Consider the following 18086-nt stretch of genomic DNA (forward strand, 5'->3'; position numbering starts at 1 on the left):
CCTACGGTGTCTCGGCGACCTGACTGAGGGAGGGCCCGGACGGTGGATTCACCTGCCGAGAACAAGCGAAGTGCGGTACTGGCGCTGGTGCTGCTGGGTGTCCTGCTGATCGGCACCGTGGTCGTCTTCACCGTCTTCGACGGCGAGGACGACGCCAAGTCCGGGGACACGCGCACCCCGACGGCCACGCGGGGCGGCGCGGCGGGCGCGGGTGCCGCCGCCGGCGCCCCCGCCGCGCAGTCGGGAGCCGCCGACTCCGTGCCGCCCATCGTCAAGCCGGACGACCTGGCCGCGGCGCACCGCGCAATGGCCGTGTACATGTCGGGGCTGACCACCTACAACCACACCGACACGGCCGCCGCCTGGGCACCCCCGCTGCTGGACCACACCGTGCGCAACGAGGAGATGAAGCAGCTGACCGTGCTGCCGACCGGCAAGGCGTGGGCGGAGTGCCAGCAGGCCAAGTGCTCCTCCACCGGGAAGGCGGTCGTGCGCCGCGACGCGCAGATCGCCGACGACCTCGCGCGCGGCAGCGGCCAGACCATCTCCAGCGTGGTGGAGGTGACCGCGACGCGCTCGAAGGACGGCCACAGTGCCGAGACCGAGACCAACACCTGGCTCGTGAGCGCGCGCAGGAGCGGGGCCGAGTGGCAGGTGGCGGGCTTCGAGATCTACGGCCTGGGCAACGTGGGCGCGCCCGAGCCGAAGGGGGAGTGAGCGCCCGTGGTGGCTCCTGCCGTACTGGCAGCCGCGTCGAAGGCCGCCAAGGTGGCGAAGGCCGCCAAGGGGGCGGCCCAACTCGCCTCGGGACAGGGCGGCGGAGGCGGCGGCAAGAAGAAGAGCAACCTCAAGTGGGTGCTGCTCATCGCCGCCGGCGGGATGCCGATGTTCGGCATCGGCATCGTCCTCATCGTCCTGCTCATCGCCCTGGTGGGCGGCGTCGGCGGCGGCGCCGCCCAGGCCGCCTGCGCCGGATACGGGGATACCGCGGGGGCGGGCAACACCAGTGACCAGGCGGCGACGAACCCGATCATGCCCGCCGGCAAGATGTACATGCCGAGCGACACCGCACGCGACGAGATACCCCCGAAGATGATCCTCGCCTCGATGCGTGCCGCCGCCCGCTACGACGGCCTCGACTGGACGATCATCGCCGGGCAGATGTACCAGGAGACGAGGTACGGCCAGGACAAGTCCGCTGCCCCCGGCGGCGACAACGGCCTCGGCTACAAGGGCCTGCTGCAGTTCGGTGACTGGGCCTGGGGCCAGTACGGCGAGGACGGCAACGGCGACGGCCAGAAGGACCGCTACGGCATCGACGACCTGGCCTTCGCCGCGGCCAACTACATGCACGCCCTGAAGGCGGAGACCAACTCCTGGGACGCGCTGCTCGGCTACTCCGGCTCGACCAAGACCAACACGGTCTATCCCCGGGTGGTCCTCACCCAGGCGGCCCGCTACCGCGGCACCCTCACCGGTGACAAGGACCTCATCAACCGCTGGTACGCGCACCTGAAGACCACCGTCGAGAAGAATCCTTCCTTCCCGGTCCTGGGCAAGAGCTCGGACATCCCCGAGCCCGTCGGCAACGACGCCCAGCCGAGCGAGGCGCTGAGCATCCGCTCCAAGGGCCCCCACAGCTGGTCCACCCCGCCCCTGGAGGGTGGCGGACAGGGCGGCACCACGACGGCCATGGCACCGATGGGGTTCTCCCGCCCGCTCACGGCCCCGTTCCGCCCGGACGACCCGCCCGCGACCACCGGCGGCAAGGACTGGCAGTGGCCGCTCAAGCAGGGCACGTACACGATCGGCACCAAGTACCACCAGGAAGGCCCGCACTGGAGCCTGGGCTACCACACCGGCCTCGACCTGGTGGCGTCCACCGGAACCCCGATCTACGCCCCGGCCGACGGCAAGGTCGTCAAGGTCGGCAGCGGCGGCGCGTACGGCAACGAGACCCGCCTGGAGCACGCGGGCGGCGTCATCACCCTCTACGCCCACCAGAGCAGCGTCGCCGTGAAGATGGGCGACACCGTCAAGCGCGGCGACCAGATCGGCCTCGTGGGCGCCACGGGCAACGTGACCGGCCCGCACCTCCACTGGGAGGTGCTGATGCCGGGCGTCGACGACCCCTTCCGCAGCGGCCAGGACAACGGCCCCGGCGAGATCGACCCCGAGGGCTGGCTGGCCGGAAAGATCACGGCCAGCCCCGACTACGGCGGCGTGCCCGGCGGCAGCGGCAACGGCAACGGCAACGGCAAGGACGCGGCCTACCGGGACTGCGCCAAGAACGGCAAGGGCACCGGCGTCCCGCCGGACGGCGCCGGCTCGTCCGGCCCCCTGCCGGACGTGGACGACCAGGTCGTCCGCGCGGCGCTCGGCTGGGCCCAGCGCGGCATCGGCAAGCCCTACGTCTGGGGGGCCGCCCGCCTCCAGGGCGACAACCCCACGTCCTTCGACTGCTCCAGCTTCACGCAGTGGATGTACTACCAAGCCAGCGGCGGCAAGATCAATATCGGGTCCACCACCTACGACCAGCAGCCCAACCTCTCCAAGTACAAGGTCGAACTGAGCCAGTCCAAGCCGGGCGACGTGATCTTCTTCCACCCCAGCGCGGCGGGTTCGGAGCACGTCGGCATCGTCTGGGACCCGGCCAAGCACACGATCCTGCACGCCCCGAGGCCGGGCAAGAACGTCGAGTTCAGCAACTGGGAGTGGCAGGGGCAGATCACGGGCGTCTACCGGGTGCCCACGGCCGGGAACTTCCCCTAGACCAGCGGCGCGCACGGCGCACGGAACCAAAGACAGAACGAGATGCCGATGTCCACCCCGGGCCCGGCGGAAGGAACGCCCTGACCATGGCCCAAGAACCACAGAAGAAGCCGCGCGCCGAGGACGACTGGACGATCGAGATCGTCCTCCTCGTCGTCACCGTCCTGGCCCTCCTGTCCGCCGCCTGGCTCGCGGCCCGCCTCGGCGCGTCGTTCACCGACCAGCCGGAGCCCCCGGGCAACCCGTTCTCCTTCGCCATCGCCCTGGCCAAGGGCGACTACTCCTGGCCCGGCGGCGCCGCCAGCGCGATCGCCGCCGCCGAGGCGCTGCTGCTCGCCGGCCTGATCACCGCCGGGTACCGGATACGCCAGCGGCTGCGCAACAAGCCGGACGTGGACCGCGCGGCCAAGCACATGGTCGACGGGACGGACCTCGGCAAGCTCACCATGAAGGGCGCGGCCGCGACCGCGGAGCGCCTCGGGGTGAAGGCCCAGGTGCCCGGCGTGTTCATCGGCCGGTCCGTGAAGGGCCGCCAGCCCCTGTTCGGCTCCTTCGAGGACATGCACGTCGACATCTGGGGCCCCCGTACCGGCAAGACGACCCGGCGCGCCATCCCGGCGATCCTCGACGGCCCCGGGGCGGTCCTCGTCACCTCCAACAAGCGGGACATCGTCGACGCCACCCGCGGACCGCGCCAGGCCCACGGGCAGGTGTGGGTCTTCGACCCGCAGCAGGTCGCCCAGGAGGCGCCGGCCTGGTGGTGGAACCCGCTCTCGTACGTCACCGACGTGGCCAAGGCCCGCAAGCTGGCCGACCACTTCGCCTCGGGCTCCCGCGACGCCGACGCCTCCACCGACGCCTTCTTCGACCCGGCCGGCCAGGACCTCCTCGCCAACCTGCTGCTCGCGGCGGCCACGGCCAAGATGCCCGTCACCCAGATCTACACCTGGCTGTCCAACCCCAAGGACGACACCCCGGAGCGCATCCTGCGCGGCGCCGGGCACCTCATGCCCGCCGACGCCCTGAACGGTGTGATCACCGCTCCGGACAAGCAGCGCAGCGGTATCTACGGCGTCGCCCAGCAGATGGCTTCCTGCCTGATCAACCCCGAGGTCAACAAGTGGGTGAGCCCGCTCGGACCGACGGACGGGCGACCCGAGTTCGACCCGCACGAGTTCGTCCGCACCCGCTCGACCCTCTACTCGCTCTCCCGTGAGGGCAGCGACTCGGCGGGCCCGCTGGTGACGGCCCTGACGGTGGCCGTCGTCGAGGCGGCCGAGGAGTACGCCACCACCCAGCGCGGCGGCCGCCTCTCACTGCCGATGGTCGGCGTCCTGGACGAGGCGGCGAACGTCTGCCGCTGGCGCGCCCTGCCCGACCTGTACTCGCACTACGGCTCGCGCGGCATCATCCTGATGACGATCCTCCAGTCCTGGGCCCAGGGCGTCGAGGTGTGGGGCGACCGCGGCATGGAGAAGCTCTGGTCCGCCGCCAACGTCCGCGTCTACGGCGGCGGCGTCTCCGACACCCGCTTCCTCGGCGACCTCTCGGAGCTGGCGGGCGAGTACGACTTCCGCGAGTTCTCGGCGACCCAGGAGTCGGAGCGCGGCCACTGGTCGGGCAACCGCACCGTGAACGAGACGGTCCGCCGCGAGCGCGTCCTCCAGGTCTCCGACCTGGGCTCGATGCCCCCGGGCCGCGCCTTGGTCCTGGCCTCGGGCACCAAGCCGGTCCTGGTGGAGACGATCCCCTGGTGGGAGGGCCAGCACGCCCGCGAGGTGAAGGCCTCCCTGTCGAAGTACGACCCGGGCGCCCGCTGAGCGCCCTACCGAAACGGAAAACCCCAGGTCACAAGCGTTGCGACCTGGGGTTTCCGCATGCTACTCCGCGTACAGCGCCCACCTGTCGCTCGTCGCCACCTCCTTCAGCTGCGCCATCGTCAGCGCCGGGTCCTTCCGGGTCGCGTCGCTCTCCTGGTTCTTGGAGTTGAAGGCCGAGACGATCACGCGGGTACCGTTCGGCCGCAGCGTGTCCACGTTCCACCAGACCACGTTCTTGCCGCCCTTCTCCCCGGGCGTCTGGCGGGTCACCACCTTCGTGCCGTCCGGCATCACCGTGGCGCCCGCGAACAGGCTGTCCACCGCGCCGCCGGACTTCCGGCCCGACTGGACCTCCACGGTGACCATCGACGTGCCCTTGCCGTCGTCGAGCACGGCGTAGGCGCTGGCGCCCTCGTCCCCCTTGGCGACGACCGGGATGCCGTACCCGGCCAGCAGGCCGTCCAGGACCGGCGCGACCGACGTGCCCGGACGCGGGGCCGAGCGCGGCGACTCCAGGTGCGCCGCCGGCAGGTCCTCCAGCGCACGGCGCCACAACGGCGAGTGCGCGATGGACTTCAGCCGGGCCGGTTCCAGCGGAGGGTTGGGCCGCGAGACGGGCTCGTCCTTCTCCGCGGGCGCGTTCCACTCCTGTACGTCCACCTGGTAGCCCTGCGGGGTCACCAGCGTGGCCCGCCACGACTTCGTGGGGACGCGGCGGTCGGGGTACTCGTAGCCCTGGTAGACCATGACCTTCGACCCGTCCGCCAGCGTCTCGGACGTGCAGCCGTCGTAGTCGAACTTGTTCTTGTCGGGGCAGGTGAGCATCTCGGCGGTGCTCGCACCGTTCGGGTCCACCCGGTTGAGGCTGACCCCGACGGCCGCCTTGCCCTTGCCGTCGTCCCACACGCCCGAGACCCCCGTCATCCCTCCGGGTCCGGGGCCCGTTCCGTGCCCCTTGGCCTCGGTCAGCTGCCCGTCGGGCAGGAGCTGCTTGAGCCAGGTGACCATCTGCTCGTCCGAGACGGCACCGGTGCCGGACCCCGGCGCCCCCTTCGCGGGCGGAGTGCTCGACAGGGCCGGCGGGGCGGCGACGTCCACCGTCCCCGAGCCGCGCGCACCGCCCGAACCGCCCAGCAGGCCGCCCGCGAAGGCGCCGGCGCTGCCGACCAGCGCCAGCCCCAGCACCGATCCGCCGATCACGGCGGCCCGGCGGCGGACCACCAGCCGCCGTCCGCGCCGCTCACCGGCGGCGACGAGGGCCTGCCGGTCGGGCGTGAAGCCGTCCCCCGCCTGCCGCAGGGCTTCACCGAGCTCATCTTCAAAGGACATGCGAACCCAGACCTTCCACTCAGTAGCGAGGAGGAACGAGGAATGACATCGAGAGGGGGCGTCGCGAAGGGACCCGCGGCGCTCAGCGGCCGACCAACTCGGACAGCGAGCCGCCCAGTTGCCCGCGCAGCCGGGTCAGCGCCCGCGTGGTCCGGGTGCGGACCGCCGCCGAGCTGACGTTCATCGCCTCGGCGGTCTCCTCGACGCTGCGGTCCTCCCAGTACCGCAGCACCAGCACCGCCCGGTCCTTCGGGGCCAGCTGCCCCAGCGCCTGCAGCAGGGTCACCCGCAGCTCCGGGTCGGCGGCGCCGGCCTCCGGGGCCCCCGACTCGGGGAACTCCCCGACCGGGCGCTCCCCCGCCGAGCGGCGCCGCTGGTGCGTCAGGAAGGACCGTACGAGTACGGTCTGCGCGTACGCGGCGGGATTGTCGATGCGGGAGATCCTGCCCCAGAGCAGGTACATCCGCCCCAGGGTCTCCTGCACCAGGTCCTCCGCCAGGTGGACGTCGCCGCTCGCCAGCAGGCACGCCGACCGGTACAAAGGCCCCGACCGGCCCGCCGCGAACTCCCGGAACCCGTCCCTGCGCCCCTGCCGCATCCACTCCCCCTCGTGTCCGTCTCACTCCTTCGACGCGATGGCGGTGCCGGAATGTTTCAGCCGGGTTCGCGCGCATGCCGTCGCCGCGTTTCACCGAGCCGGCCGACGGCTCCGCGGCGTCATGGGCGCGCCGGCCGTCTGCCTGCCGATACCGGAGATCGCCCTGTGCTGACGGCATGCCATGGTGCCCGCACACAACCCGGGCGAGGAGCTTGAGACGATGCTGACGGAGACATCGGGCCGCACGGCCCAGGACCTGGCGGTGCGCAGCGGGGCCGGCGGCAGGTGGACCTTCGAAGCGGGTGGCAACTGGCATCCCGTACGCCGTCTGACCCACTGGGCGTGGCACCTCAAGGCAGACGAGGCGACCGAGAACCCCGGTCTCTTGACCTGCGCGGCCGACGAATGGCCCGACTTCGTCAAGGCGGCCGAGAGTGTGCTGGGGCCTGCGGTATGGACCGGCCCCTGGGATGCACCGGACTTCCCGGAGCCGATGGAACCGGCGTTCTGGGAGAGCCGTGCATACCGCCTCGAGACCCGCACCCCCTACCGGATGGCGTACTGGAAGCCGGTGGGTGACCACCCCGGGCAGGCCTTCATCGTGCTGGCGCAGTCGGTGTCGTTCACAGCGTGGGCCACTGACGCGCCGGGCGGTTCTCGGATCCAGTTGACCGTGAATGCCCCTGAAGGTTCACGGAGGAACCCGTGGACCCCGACGCTCCTCCGACCCCGGAGGAGACAGCCCGGGCCTTCGCCCTCCAGCAGGAACATGCCGCGGCGGAACCACGTGACAGGCAGTCCGGGGCCGCGGTGGCCCGCAGGCTGTACGGCGACCACCTGTCGACGCTCGATCCGGAGGAGCCGGACGCCGCTCACGGTGCCGCCTGGGGCACCCTCTCGGACCGGTACGCCATCGCGACCGAGGGGCTCGTGATCGGGTTCGCCGCCGACATCACCGCGGACTCGGTCCTCGGCAAGACCGAGATACCGGCGCTCCTCAGGAACACCGCCGTCGGCAAGGAGGGCATCAGGTTCGCGACGCCGTTGCCTCAGCACGCGCACCTTCCGCCCGACATCACCGCGTTCATGGCCGATCCCCCCATCCGCTGCCAGCTGCGCATGGGGGACGACGCCCCCGGGAGGTCCCCCGAGGAATTCGCCATGAAGCTGCACGCCATCGGTCCCCGAGGACCGGAAGCAGGCCCATGCGGCGATCGTCGACCGGCTGTCGACGGCCAACTCCTACGAGGAGCTGAACCCCACGACCGCCGAGGCGAAGCGGAGGGCGCACATGAGTGCCTTCGTACCCGGCGTGAACCTGGGCCACGGCGTCATGCGCGCGCCCCGCAGCGTCCTCACCGGCCACCGAGTGAGCGAGCCCGCACCACCCCAGATCACGCCGAAGTCCTCCGGGATCGAGCACTGACCCGCCGTGCTCGACCCGGCCGCCGAGCCCGGTCGGCGTACCAGGCGACGGACACCGGAATCCGGGGCACGCCACCTGCCCTTCCACGGAGCGAAAAGCAAAAGCCCCAGGTCACGTGAGTGAGTCCTGGGGCTTCCATGGAGCCGCCTTCGGGATTCGAACCCGAGACCTACGCATTACGAGTGCGTTGCTCTGGCCAACTGAGCTAAGGCGGCACCGCTGGGAAGACGAGAAAAATTCCCCGGAGGGAGCCTCTCATCAGCAGCGTCGCCAAGTCTACAGGGTCGAACCCGATGCCCCGAACCAGGGTCGACCGCCGGCGTCAGCAGCGCTTGCCGGCGGGTGGGGCCTGGCCTTCCAGGAGGTAGCGGTTGATCGCGGTGTCGATGCAGTCGCTGCCCCGGCCGTACGCCGTGTGGCCGTCGCCGTCGTACGTGAGGAGGGTGCCCGAGTCGAGCTGCTCCGCCAGGGCCTGGGCCCACTTGTACGGGGTCGCCGGGTCGCGGGTCGTGCCGACCACCACGATCGGGGCCGCGCCCTTGGCCTCCAGGCGCTTGGCCGTGCCGGTGGCCTTGACCGGCCAGTACGTGCAGTTCAGCGAGGCCCACGCCAGCCCCGCGCCGAAGACCGGCGAGGCCTTCTCGAAGGAGGGCAGGGCGGCGTCCACCGCCTGCGGGCCGCTGAAGGCCGGGGGCTGGTCGAGGCAGTTCACGGCGGCGTTGGCGAACATGAGGTTGGCGTACTTCCCGTCCGCCTCGCGCTCGTAGTAGCTGTCGGCGAGGGACAGCAGGCCGGCGCCGTCCCCGTTCATCGCGTCCGTGAGGGCCTGGCGCAGCTGCGGCCAGGCGCTCTCGTCGTACAGCGCCGCGATCGCGCCCGTCGTCGCGAGGGCCTCGCCCAGCGGGCGGGCCGGGTCGCCGGAGGGGACCGGCTGGGCGTCCAGCTTGCGGAAGAAGTCCTTCAGGCGCTGGCCCTGCGCCTCCGGCCCGCCCTGCCCCAGCGGGCAGTCGGCCTGCTGGGCGCAGTCCTTGGCGAAGGAGCGGAAGGCCGTGTCGAAGCCCGCCGTCTGGTCGCGGTTGAGGTCGAGCGCCGGCCGCGAGGGGTCCATCGCCCCGTCCAGGACCAGCCGGCCCACCCGGCCGGGGAAGAGGTCCGCGTACGTCGCGCCGAGGAAGGTGCCGTACGAGGCGCCGACGTAGTTCAGCTTCCCGTCGCCCAGGACCGCCCGCAGGATGTCCATGTCGCGGGCGGCGTCCACGGTGGAGACGTGCGGCAGGACCCGCGCGGAGCGCTGCTCGCAGCCCGCCGCGAACTCCTTGAACGCCGCCACGAGCCGGGCCCGTTCCTCCTGGTCGTCCGGCGTCTGGTCCACCTGGGTGAAACGGTCCATCGCCGGGCCGCTCAGGCATTCCACGGGGCTGCTGCGGGCCACCCCGCGCGGGTCGAAGGAGACCATGTCGTAGCGGGCGCGGACCGGCGCCGGGTAGCCGATGCCGGCGTACGCCTGGAGGTAGCCGATGCCGGAACCGCCGGGACCACCCGGGTTGACCACGAGGGAGCCGAGCTTCTTGCCCGGCCCGGTCGCCGTCCGGCGGGCCACCGCGATGTCCACGTCCTGGCCGGAGCCCGGGTTCGCGTAGTCCAGCGGCGCCTTCATCGTGGAGCACTGGAACCCCTGGACACCGCAGTCGCGCCAGGTCAGCTTCTGCTCGTAGTACGGGCGCAGCCCGGCGGGCACCGAGGACGGATCGGCCGAGGCGGAGGCCACGTCCGGACTGCCGGAAGTGCAGCCGGAGAGCAGCAGCCCGGCGGCTGCGATCACGATCCCGGTGGTGCGCAGCAGTCGCCTGGTGTCCATGCGGCGAGCGTACGTCCTGCCGGGGCGCCTGTCCGTCGGCCGCGCGCCGGGCGGCCGACCGCCGACCGGGGACCCGCCCCGGGTGCGGCGACCGTACCGTCCGCCGGGCCCGCGGCCCGGGATCGCTCGTACGGGTGAACCGGTCAGCCGGCGCGCAGCGCCATCGTCATGGCCTCCACCGCCAGGAGCGGGGCCACGTTCCGGTCGAGGGCCCCGCGGCAGGCGATGATCGCCTCGATGCGCCGCAGCGTCCGCTCGGGGCCCGAGGCGCGGGCGATCCGGTCGAGGTCGGGGCGTATGTCCTCGTTGGCGATGGCCAGGGCCGAGCCCAGCTGGAGGGCCAGGACGTCCCGGTAGAAGCCGGTCAGGTCGGTGAGGGCGAGGTCGAGGCTGTCGCGCTGGGTGCGGGTGCGGCGGCGCTTCTGGCGGTCCTCGAGCTCCTTCATCACGCCGGCCGTACCGCGCGGCAGCCGGCCTCCGGCACCCGCTCCGGCGCCGAGGGCCGCCCTCAGCTCCTCGGTCTCCTTCGCGTCGACCTCCTCGGCGACCTGCTTGGCGTCCTCCGCGGCGGCGTCGACGAGCTCCTGCGCGGCCTTGAGGCAGCCGCCCACGTCGTCCACCCGCAGGGGGAGCTTCAGCACGGCGGCGCGGCGGGAGCGGGCGGCCTCGTCGGTGGCGAGCCGGCGCGCCCGGTCGATGTGTCCCTGGGTCGCGCGGGCGGCGGCCGCGGCGGCGGCCGGCTCGACGCCGTCGCGGCGCACCAGCACCTCGGCCACCGCCGCCACGGACGGGGTGGTCAGGGTGAGGTGCCGGCAGCGGGAGCGGATGGTGGGCAGCACGTCCTCCAGGGAGGGCGCGCACAGCAGCCACACGGTCCGCGGGGCGGGTTCCTCCACGGCCTTGAGCAGGACGTTGCCCGCGCCCTCGGTGAGCCGGTCGGCGTCCTCCAGGACGATGACCTGCCAGCGGCCCACGGCCGGCGAGAGCTGGGCCCGGCGGACCAGGTCGCGGGTCTCCTTCACGCCGATCGACAGGAGGTCGGTGCGGACGACCTCCACGTCGGCGTGGGTCCCGGCCATGGTGGTGTGGCAGCCGTCGCAGAACCCGCAGCCCGGTTCGCCGCCGAGGGCGCGGTCCGGGCTGACGCACTGCAGGGCCGCCGCGAAGGCGCGGGCGGCGGTCGCCCGCCCGGATCCGGGCGGGCCGGTGAACAGCCAGGCGTGGGTCATCTTGGAGCCGGGGGGCGGCGGTTCGCCCTCGGCCGCGGCCGTGACCAGGGCGTCGGCGTCGCGGGCGGCGGCGGCCAGCTGCGCGTGCACGCGCTCCTGTCCCACCAGGTCGTCCCACACGGGCATCCCGCCCACCGCCTTTCACCGTCCGTGGATGCCGCGCACCCGTCTGCTCACATTGTGGCGCGCGCCGCCGACAATCCGTCCCCGGCGCCGGGAGCGCCCGCCCGCCGGGTCAGCGGCGCCGGCGCCGGCCGCTGCGGCCGCCCGCGTCGCCGCGGTCGTCCCCGTCGTCCGGGCGCGGGCCCAGCAGCTCGTCCGCGAGGGTCGGCTGGTCGTCCGCCGGGGCCGCACCGGCGCGCTCGGGCGCGGTCCCGCGCGGTCGGCCGTCCTCGTCGAAGACGGGGAGCTCGCGGGTCACGTCGTTCGCCGAGTCCCGGAAGATCTCCGGCGGGACCCGGTCGGCCGGGGGCTCCTGCGTGTGCGGGGCGGTCGGCCGCTCCGCCGGGCGGGTCCGGCCGCCCGGGGCGGCGGGGGCCCGGCCGTCGGGCCGTACGGCGGGCAGGACCGCCGTCTCCTCCGCCGCGCGCGCCGCGGACGGGTCGATCTTGGGCACCGGGACCGTCTGGGTCACGTCGTCGGGCTGCACGAACCGGCGCACCACCGGCGTCTCGACGGTGACGGCCTCGTCCGCCGGCAGCGGGTCCTTGCTCATCACGACCTTGGGCGCGGGGGCCTGGGGAGCCTTCGGCGCGGCAGCAGCGGCAGCGGCGGCCGAGGCCTCCGCGAGCTTGCGGGCCTCCTCGGCGCGCAGCAGGGCCTCCTCGGCCCGCCGCTGCTTCTCCAGCCGGCGCTCCTCCGCCTCGGCGCGCAGCCGGGCCTCCTCCGCCTCCTGGAGCCGGATCCGCTCCCGCTCGGCGGCCAGGGCCCGCTCCTCGGCCTCCGCCCGCAGCCGCTCGGCCTCGGCCCGGGCCCGGGCCTCCTCCTCGGCCCTGATCCGGGCCTCCTCGGCCTTGCGCCGGGCCTCCTCCGCCCTGCGGGCGGCCTCCACCTCGGCGATGCGGCGTGCTTCGGCTGCCTCCTCCTCGGCGAGACGGCGGGCCTCCGCCGCCTCCTCCTCGGCCTTGCGCCGGGCCTCGGCGGCCTCTTCCTCGGCCCTGATCCGGGCCTCCTCGGCCTCCCGGGCCAGGCGGGCCTCCTCCTCGGCCTTCAGCCGGGCCTCCTCCGCCTTGCGGGCGGCCTCCTCCTCGGCCCTGCGCCGGGCCTCCTCCTCGGCGAGGCGGCGGGCCTCCAGCTGCGCGGCGACCTCCGCCTCCGACAGCGGGAGCATCCGGTCCAGCCGGTGGCGGACGACGGTGGTCACGGAGCCGGGGTCCTGGCCGGCGTCGACCACCAGGTAGCGCCCCGGGTCGGCGGCGGCGAGCGTCAGGAAGCCGGCCCGCACCCGCTGGTGGAACTCGGTCGGCTCGGACTCCAGCCGGTCGGGCGCCTCGGTGAACCGCTCCCGGGCGGTCTCGGGGGACACGTCGAGCAGCACGGTCAGGTTCGGGACCAGGCCGTCCGTGGCCCAGCGCGAGATCCGGGCGATCTCGGTCGGGGACAGGTCGCGCCCGGCGCCCTGGTAGGCGACCGAGGAGTCGATGTAGCGGTCGGAGATGACCACCGCGCCCCGCTCCAGGGCGGGCCGCACGACCGTGTCGACGTGCTCCGCGCGGTCGGCGGCGTACAGGAGCGCCTCGGCGCGGTTGGACAGCCCGGCGGAGGAGACGTCGAGCAGGATCGAGCGGAGCCGCTTGCCGACCGGGGTGGCGCCCGGCTCCCGGGTCACGACGACCTCGTGGCCCTTGCTCCGTATCCAGTCGGCCAGCGCCTCGACCTGGGTGGACTTGCCGGCGCCGTCGCCGCCCTCCAGGGCGATGAAGAACCCGGTCGCGGACGGGGCCTGTACGGGCTCCCCGCCGCGCAGCGCGTCGCGCAGGTCGCGGCGCAGCGGTACGCCGCCGCGGTCGTCGGCCTTGGTGAGGACCACGACGGCGGCGGGCAGCAGCAGCGCGCCGACCAGCATCAGGGTGTAGGCCGCGCCGCCGTGCGTGAGGACGATCCGGCCGGCGTCCAGCCGGTGCGGGCCGATCGCGGCGGCCAGCAGGGGGGCGGCCACCGCACCGACGGCTACGGCCACCCGGACCACGGCCTGGAGGTGCTCGGTGACCCGGGCCCGGCGGAACTCCTCGGTCTCCTGGTCGAGCAGCGTGTGGCCGGTGTTGGCGGCGACGCCGGCGGCGGTGCCCGCGAGGAGCGCCAGGAACAGCACGGTCGCCGTGTCCCGGACCAGCCCGCTCAGCAGCAGCGCCAGCCCGGTGACCGCCATGGCCAGGGCCAGCAGCCGGCGCCGGGACAGCCCGGGCAGCGCCTTGCCGGCCTGGGAGGCACGGATCCCGACGCCGGTGCCGCCGACGAGGGCGAGCACCATCAGGGCGTACGAGGACGGTCCGCCGCCCAGGTCGAAGGCGTGCAGTACGGAGACGGAGGCGGCGCAGGCCACGGCCCCGGACACGGCGGCGCAGGCCAGCACGAGGAGCGGGATCGCGCCGGTACGGCCCTTCTCGGTCCGCTCGCCCGCCCGGGGGGGCCGCAGCCCCTCCAGCGGGGAGCGCGGCCGCGAGGTCTTGACCGCGGGCAGCGCCAGCGGCAGCAGCAGCGAGACGGACGCGGCGAACAGGCCGGCGGCGACGTACGACCCCAGCGCCGACTGGTTCACGGCGAACCAGTCCACGCCCAGGCCCAGCGCCCGGCCGACCAGGGTCGCGACGAGCAGGGCGGCGGCCGCGGCGGGCATCGCCGCGAAGGCCGTGCGCAGGCTGAGGCGGCGCAGGGCGTCGAGGTGGTCCGGGAGCGGGCGGACGGTCGCCCCCTCCGGCGGCGTCGCGGGCAGCAGCGCGGGCGCGGCGTTCTCCTTGGCCACGGTCCACACGCGCTCGGCGGCGCCGGAGACGAAGACGGTGGCCAGCAGGGCGATCGTGGCGTGCGCCGGGATCCAGTCCAGCCACAGCGGGGCGACGACGAACAGGACGATCCGCAGCCCGTCCGCGCCGACCATCGTCCAGCGCCGGTCCAGCTTCCCGCCGGGGGCGGTGAACCGGGCGAGCGGTCCGAGCAGGACCGCGCCGAACAGGACGGTGGCGAGGACGCGCACCGCGAAGACGGTGGCGACGGCGAGGGCCGCACCCCGGTAACCGGTGCCGAAGAGGCCGCCGGTGGTGGTCGTGACGGTCGCCTGGAGCGTCAGCAGGACGAGGACCAGCAGGGCGAGGGCGTCGCCGATGCCGCTCACCAGCTGGGCGCTCCACAGCCGGCGCAGCCCGGGCGTGCGCAGCAGGGCGCGCACCGCTCGCTCGCGGGAGTCCGCGGCTAGGGCTTCGTCGTAGGCGGGGTTCTCGGAGGCGGTCACGACCGGTGGCTGCTCGGCTCGCGTCATCCGCCCAGCCTATCCGCTGCGATGGGCCGTCGCCGTGGCCTGTGGACGGCGCCGCATGTGACCCAGGACCCACCTTCCGGGGCGGCGCGCGGAGCCGGTCCCGTCCTCCTCCCCCGGTGGTGGCCGGGGGAGGAGGACGGGGCGGGGCGCCTACTCGTCCGCCGGGGCCGCGGCGGCCGCCTTCTTCGCGGCGGCGGCCGTCGTCGTCTTCTTCGCCGCCGTCTTCTTGGCCGCCGAAGCCGTCGTCTTCTTCGCGGCCGTCTTCTTGGCCGCGGCCGTCGTCGCCTTCTTCGCCGGCGCCTTCTTCGCGGGGGCCTTCTTCGCGGGGGCCTTCTTCGCGGTCTTCTTGGCCGGCCCCTTGGCCCGCTTCTCCGCGAGCAGCTCGTAGCCCCGCTCCGGCGTGATCGTCTCGACGTCGTCGTCCCGCCGCAGCGTCGCGTTCGTCTCGCCGTCCGTCACGTACGGGCCGAAGCGGCCGTCCTTGACGACCACCGGCTTCTCGCTGACCGGGTCGGTGCCCAGCTCCTTCAGCGGCGGCTTGGCCGCGGCCCGGCCCCGCTGCTTCGGCTGCGCGTAGATCGCGAGCGCCTCGTCCAGCGTGATCGAGAAGAGCTGGTCCTCGGTCTCCAGGGACCGCGAGTCCGTGCCCTTCTTCAGGTACGGGCCGTAGCGGCCGTTCTGGGCCGTGATCTCCACGCCCTCCGCGTCCGCGCCGACGACGCGCGGCAGCGACATCAGCCGCAGGGCGTCCTCGAGGGTGACCGTGTCCAGGGACATGCTCTTGAAGAGCGAGGCCGTCCGCGGCTTGACCGCGTTCTTGCCGGTCTTCGGGGTGCCCTCGGGCAGCACCTCCGTCACGTACGGCCCGTAGCGGCCGGCCTTGGCGACGATCTCGTTGCCGCTGACGGGGTCCTTGCCCAGCTGGAAGTCCCCGCTCGGCGCGGCGAGCAGTTCCTGCGCATACGCGATCGTGAGCTCGTCCGGGGCGAGGTCGTCGGGGACGTCGGCCCGCTGGTGGCCCTCCGCGTCCTTCTCGCCCTTCTCCACGTACGGGCCGTAGCGGCCGACGCGCAGCACGATGCCGTCGCCGACGGGGAAGGAGGAGATCTCCCGGGCGTCGATCGCGCCGAGGTCCGTGACCAGCTCCTTCAGGCCGCCGAGGTGGTCGCCGTCGGCCGGGACGACCTCGGAGGCGCTCTCGGAGCCGAAGTAGAACCGCTTCAGCCACGGCACGGACTGGGCCTCGCCACGCGCGATGCGGTCGAGGTCGTCCTCCATCTTGGCGGTGAAGTCGTAGTCGACGAGCCGGCCGAAGTGGGTCTCCAGCAGGTTCACGACGGCGAAGGACAGGAACGAGGGGACGAGCGCCGTGCCCTTCTTGAAGACGTAGCCGCGGTCGAGGATGGTGCCGATGATCGACGCGTACGTCGACGGGCGGCCGATCTCCCGCTCCTCCAGCTCCTTGACCAGCGAGGCCTCGGTGTAGCGGGCCGGGGGCTTGGTCGCGTGGCCGTCGGCGGTGATCTCCTCGGCGGTCAGCGCGTCGCCCTCGGCGACCTGGGGCAGCCGGCGCTCGCGGTCGTCGAGCTCGGCGTTCGGGTCGTCGGCGCCCTCGACGTAGGCCTTCATGAAGCCGTGGAAGGTGATCGTCTTGCCGGAGGCGCTGAACTCGGCGTCCCGCCCGTCGGAGGCGCGGCCGCCGATCTTCACGGTGACCGAGTTGCCGGTGGCGTCCTTCATCTGGGAGGCGACGGTCCGCTTCCAGATCAGCTCGTACAGGCGGAACTGGTCGCCGGTCAGGCCCGTCTCGGCCGGGGTGCGGAAACGATCACCCGAAGGCCGGATCGCCTCGTGCGCCTCCTGCGCGTTCTTGACCTTGCCGGCGTAGACGCGCGGCTTCTCCGGCAGGTAGTCGGCCCCGTAGAGCTGGGTGACCTGCGCCCGCGCCGCCGCCACCGCGGTGTCGGAGAGCGTGGTGGAGTCCGTACGCATGTAGGTGATGAAGCCGTTCTCGTACAGCTTCTGCGCCACCTGCATCGTCGCCTTCGCGCCGAAGCCCAGCTTGCGCGAGGCCTCCTGCTGGAGGGTCGTCGTGCGGAAGGGGGCGTACGGGGAGCGGCGGTACGGCTTGGACTCGACCGAGCGGACGGAGAAGTCGGCGCCCTGGAGCGCGGCGGCGAGCGCCCGCGCGCCGGCCTCGTCGAGGTGCAGCACCTCGCCCTTGAGCTGCCCGTTCGGGCCGAAGTCGCGGCCCTGCGCGACGCGCTTGCCGTCGACCGTGTTCAGGCGGGCGACCAGCGACGACGGGTCGGAGGCGTCGCCGGCGCGGCCGGTGCCGAAGGTGCCGGTCAGGTCCCAGTACTCGGCGGAGCGGAAGGCGATGCGCTCGCGCTCGCGCTCGACGACGAGGCGGGTGGCCACGGACTGGACGCGGCCGGCCGACAGCCGCGGCATGACCTTCTTCCACAGGACCGGCGAGACCTCGTAGCCGTAGAGGCGGTCGAGGATGCGGCGGGTCTCCTGGGCGTCGACCATCCGCTGGTTCAGCTCGCGCGGGTTGGCGACGGCGTCCCGGATGGCGTCCTTGGTGATCTCGTGGAAGACCATCCGGTGGACGGGGACCTTGGGCTTGAGGACTTCCTGGAGGTGCCACGCGATGGCTTCGCCCTCGCGGTCCTCATCGGTGGCGAGGAAGAGTTCGTCGGACTCGGCCAGCAGGTCCTTGAGCTTCCTGACCTGGGCCTTCTTGTCGGCGTTGACGACGTAGATCGGCGCGAAGTCGTGCTCGACGTCCACGCCGAGACGGCGGACCTCGCCCGTGTACTTGTCGGGGACCTCGGCGGCCCCGTTCGGGAGGTCGCGGATGTGCCCGACGCTCGCCTCGACGACGTACCCAGGGCCGAGGTAGCCCTTGATCGTCTTCGCCTTGGCAGGGGACTCGACGATGACGAGTCGGCGGCCGCCCTGTGCGGTCTCGCTAGTCGGGGACAACTTGGCTCTTCTCTCCGGTCGGCACTCGGTCGCGGTACGGCGACGCTGCGGAGTGTGACGGTACAACCCGCCCCCGTGTCAAACGGCACAAGCCCGCAACGGCCACTCGAACGGTAACCCGACAAGTGCCATTTCTGCCGCCCGGATGCCGCGCCGGACCCCTCCCGGTCACCGGGCCGGGTGGCCCGGGGGCCGTCTGGCCCCCTCCCCGCACCCGCCGCGACGTCGGGTTTCACACCCCCGTGGAGATCATCGCCGGTCCGCGCCTCAGAACCGCTGGAGGCACCAGACTCCCAGGGCCAGCGACCCCGCGCCGGCGACCAGGGCGAGCGGTACGGCCACCGCGGGGCGCACGCCTTCGGCCACCGGCGCGCGACGGCTGGCGCGCGCCCCCGTCCAGACGAGGAGAGCGGCCCCGAACAGCAGGAACACGCCCGCCGCGAAGACCGCCGGACCGCGTTCCATACCGTTCCCCCTTCACCCCGGGCCGCCCGGGGGATCCCCCCGAATCCCCCGCTGCACGGGAGCCTGCCACCCGTGGGGATACGGCGGGCGAACCCCGGGTTACATCACGGGTTCGCCCGGCGC

The 18086-nt window shown here is 73.3% G+C and carries 11 protein-coding genes and 1 tRNA gene; 4 read left to right on the forward strand and 8 right to left on the reverse strand.

Translation table 11 applies throughout. From position 1 onward, the window contains the following. Positions 1-42 precede the first annotated feature (42 nt). The 3 genes from ACIRBY_RS11960 (at position 43) to ACIRBY_RS11970 (ending at position 4592) form a co-directional block, all read left to right on the forward strand. The gene (locus ACIRBY_RS11960) at positions 43-717 is read left to right on the forward strand and encodes a hypothetical protein (protein WP_403899683.1); all 675 of its coding nucleotides are present in this window, start codon (positions 43-45) and stop codon (positions 715-717) included. A 6-nt stretch (positions 718-723) separates the two neighbouring features. Next, positions 724-2772, forward strand: coding sequence for a peptidoglycan DD-metalloendopeptidase family protein (locus ACIRBY_RS11965; protein ID WP_403899686.1), 2049 nt, complete (start codon positions 724-726; stop codon positions 2770-2772). An 86-nt stretch (positions 2773-2858) separates the two neighbouring features. Continuing rightward, entirely contained in the window at positions 2859-4592 is a 1734-nt protein-coding gene (locus ACIRBY_RS11970; protein ID WP_403899689.1) for a type IV secretory system conjugative DNA transfer family protein, read from the forward strand. Positions 4593-4652: 60 nt separating this feature from the next. Here ACIRBY_RS11970 and ACIRBY_RS11975 read toward each other — a convergent pair whose 3' ends face one another. Together ACIRBY_RS11975 and ACIRBY_RS11980 are read right to left on the reverse strand one after the other, a co-directional pair. After that, positions 4653-5921 (reverse strand): hypothetical protein, encoded by a 1269-nt coding sequence (locus tag ACIRBY_RS11975; RefSeq protein ID WP_403899691.1) that lies wholly within the window; start codon positions 5919-5921, stop codon positions 4653-4655. Between the two features lie 82 nt (positions 5922-6003). Continuing rightward, positions 6004-6519, reverse strand: coding sequence for a SigE family RNA polymerase sigma factor (locus ACIRBY_RS11980; protein ID WP_403899693.1), 516 nt, complete (start codon positions 6517-6519; stop codon positions 6004-6006). 1291 nt (positions 6520-7810) lie between these two features. Between ACIRBY_RS11980 and ACIRBY_RS11985 the strand changes: the two genes are divergently transcribed. Next, positions 7811-7945, forward strand: coding sequence for a hypothetical protein (locus ACIRBY_RS11985; RefSeq protein ID WP_403899695.1), 135 nt, complete (start codon positions 7811-7813; stop codon positions 7943-7945). Positions 7946-8083: 138 nt separating this feature from the next. On the opposite strand, the gene ACIRBY_RS11990 is transcribed toward ACIRBY_RS11985, so the two are convergent. The 6 genes from ACIRBY_RS11990 to ACIRBY_RS12015 all read right to left on the reverse strand — a co-directional run bounded on the left by ACIRBY_RS11990 (position 8084) and on the right by ACIRBY_RS12015 (position 17963). Next, positions 8084-8160: transfer RNA gene (locus ACIRBY_RS11990), tRNA-Thr, on the reverse strand. Positions 8161-8267: 107 nt separating this feature from the next. Further along, on the reverse strand, positions 8268-9803 hold the full coding sequence (locus tag ACIRBY_RS11995; RefSeq protein WP_403899698.1) for an alpha/beta hydrolase: 1536 nt from the start codon (positions 9801-9803) through the stop codon (positions 8268-8270). A 143-nt stretch (positions 9804-9946) separates the two neighbouring features. Beyond that, positions 9947-11158 carry a DNA polymerase III subunit delta' gene (locus tag ACIRBY_RS12000; RefSeq protein WP_403899700.1) on the reverse strand — a complete coding sequence of 404 codons (1212 nt, stop codon included), beginning with the start codon at positions 11156-11158 and terminating at the stop codon, positions 9947-9949. A 109-nt stretch (positions 11159-11267) separates the two neighbouring features. Beyond that, on the reverse strand, positions 11268-14507 hold the full coding sequence (gene tmk, locus ACIRBY_RS12005) for a dTMP kinase (RefSeq protein WP_403899703.1): 3240 nt from the start codon (positions 14505-14507) through the stop codon (positions 11268-11270). A gap of 150 nt (positions 14508-14657) precedes the next feature. Next, entirely contained in the window at positions 14658-17498 is a 2841-nt protein-coding gene (gene topA / locus ACIRBY_RS12010) for a type I DNA topoisomerase (protein WP_403899706.1), read from the reverse strand. A gap of 267 nt (positions 17499-17765) precedes the next feature. Continuing rightward, positions 17766-17963 (reverse strand): hypothetical protein, encoded by a 198-nt coding sequence (locus tag ACIRBY_RS12015; RefSeq protein ID WP_403899709.1) that lies wholly within the window; start codon positions 17961-17963, stop codon positions 17766-17768. Positions 17964-18086: the final 123 nt, after the last annotated feature.

It is taken from the genome of Streptomyces sp. NPDC096136, assembly GCF_044763325.1.
In the GTDB taxonomy this organism is placed as follows: Bacteria; Actinomycetota; Actinomycetes; order Streptomycetales; family Streptomycetaceae; genus Streptomyces.

What these genes read in the sequence shown, in the direction of transcription:
- ACIRBY_RS11970 (WP_403899689.1), top strand. Translation starts at nt 2,859, where the DNA reads ATGGCCCAAGAACCACAGAAGAAGCCGCGCGCCGAGGACGACTGGACG.
- ACIRBY_RS11975 (WP_403899691.1), bottom strand. Translation starts at nt 5,921, where the DNA reads ATGTCCTTTGAAGATGAGCTCGGTGAAGCCCTGCGGCAGGCGGGGGAC.
- ACIRBY_RS11980 (WP_403899693.1), bottom strand. Translation starts at nt 6,519, where the DNA reads ATGCGGCAGGGGCGCAGGGACGGGTTCCGGGAGTTCGCGGCGGGCCGG.
- ACIRBY_RS11985 (WP_403899695.1), top strand. Translation starts at nt 7,811, where the DNA reads ATGAGTGCCTTCGTACCCGGCGTGAACCTGGGCCACGGCGTCATGCGC.
- ACIRBY_RS11995 (WP_403899698.1), bottom strand. Translation starts at nt 9,803, where the DNA reads ATGGACACCAGGCGACTGCTGCGCACCACCGGGATCGTGATCGCAGCC.
- ACIRBY_RS12000 (WP_403899700.1), bottom strand. Translation starts at nt 11,158, where the DNA reads ATGCCCGTGTGGGACGACCTGGTGGGACAGGAGCGCGTGCACGCGCAG.
- tmk (WP_403899703.1), bottom strand. Translation starts at nt 14,507, where the DNA reads ATGACGCGAGCCGAGCAGCCACCGGTCGTGACCGCCTCCGAGAACCCC.
- ACIRBY_RS12015 (WP_403899709.1), bottom strand. Translation starts at nt 17,963, where the DNA reads ATGGAACGCGGTCCGGCGGTCTTCGCGGCGGGCGTGTTCCTGCTGTTC.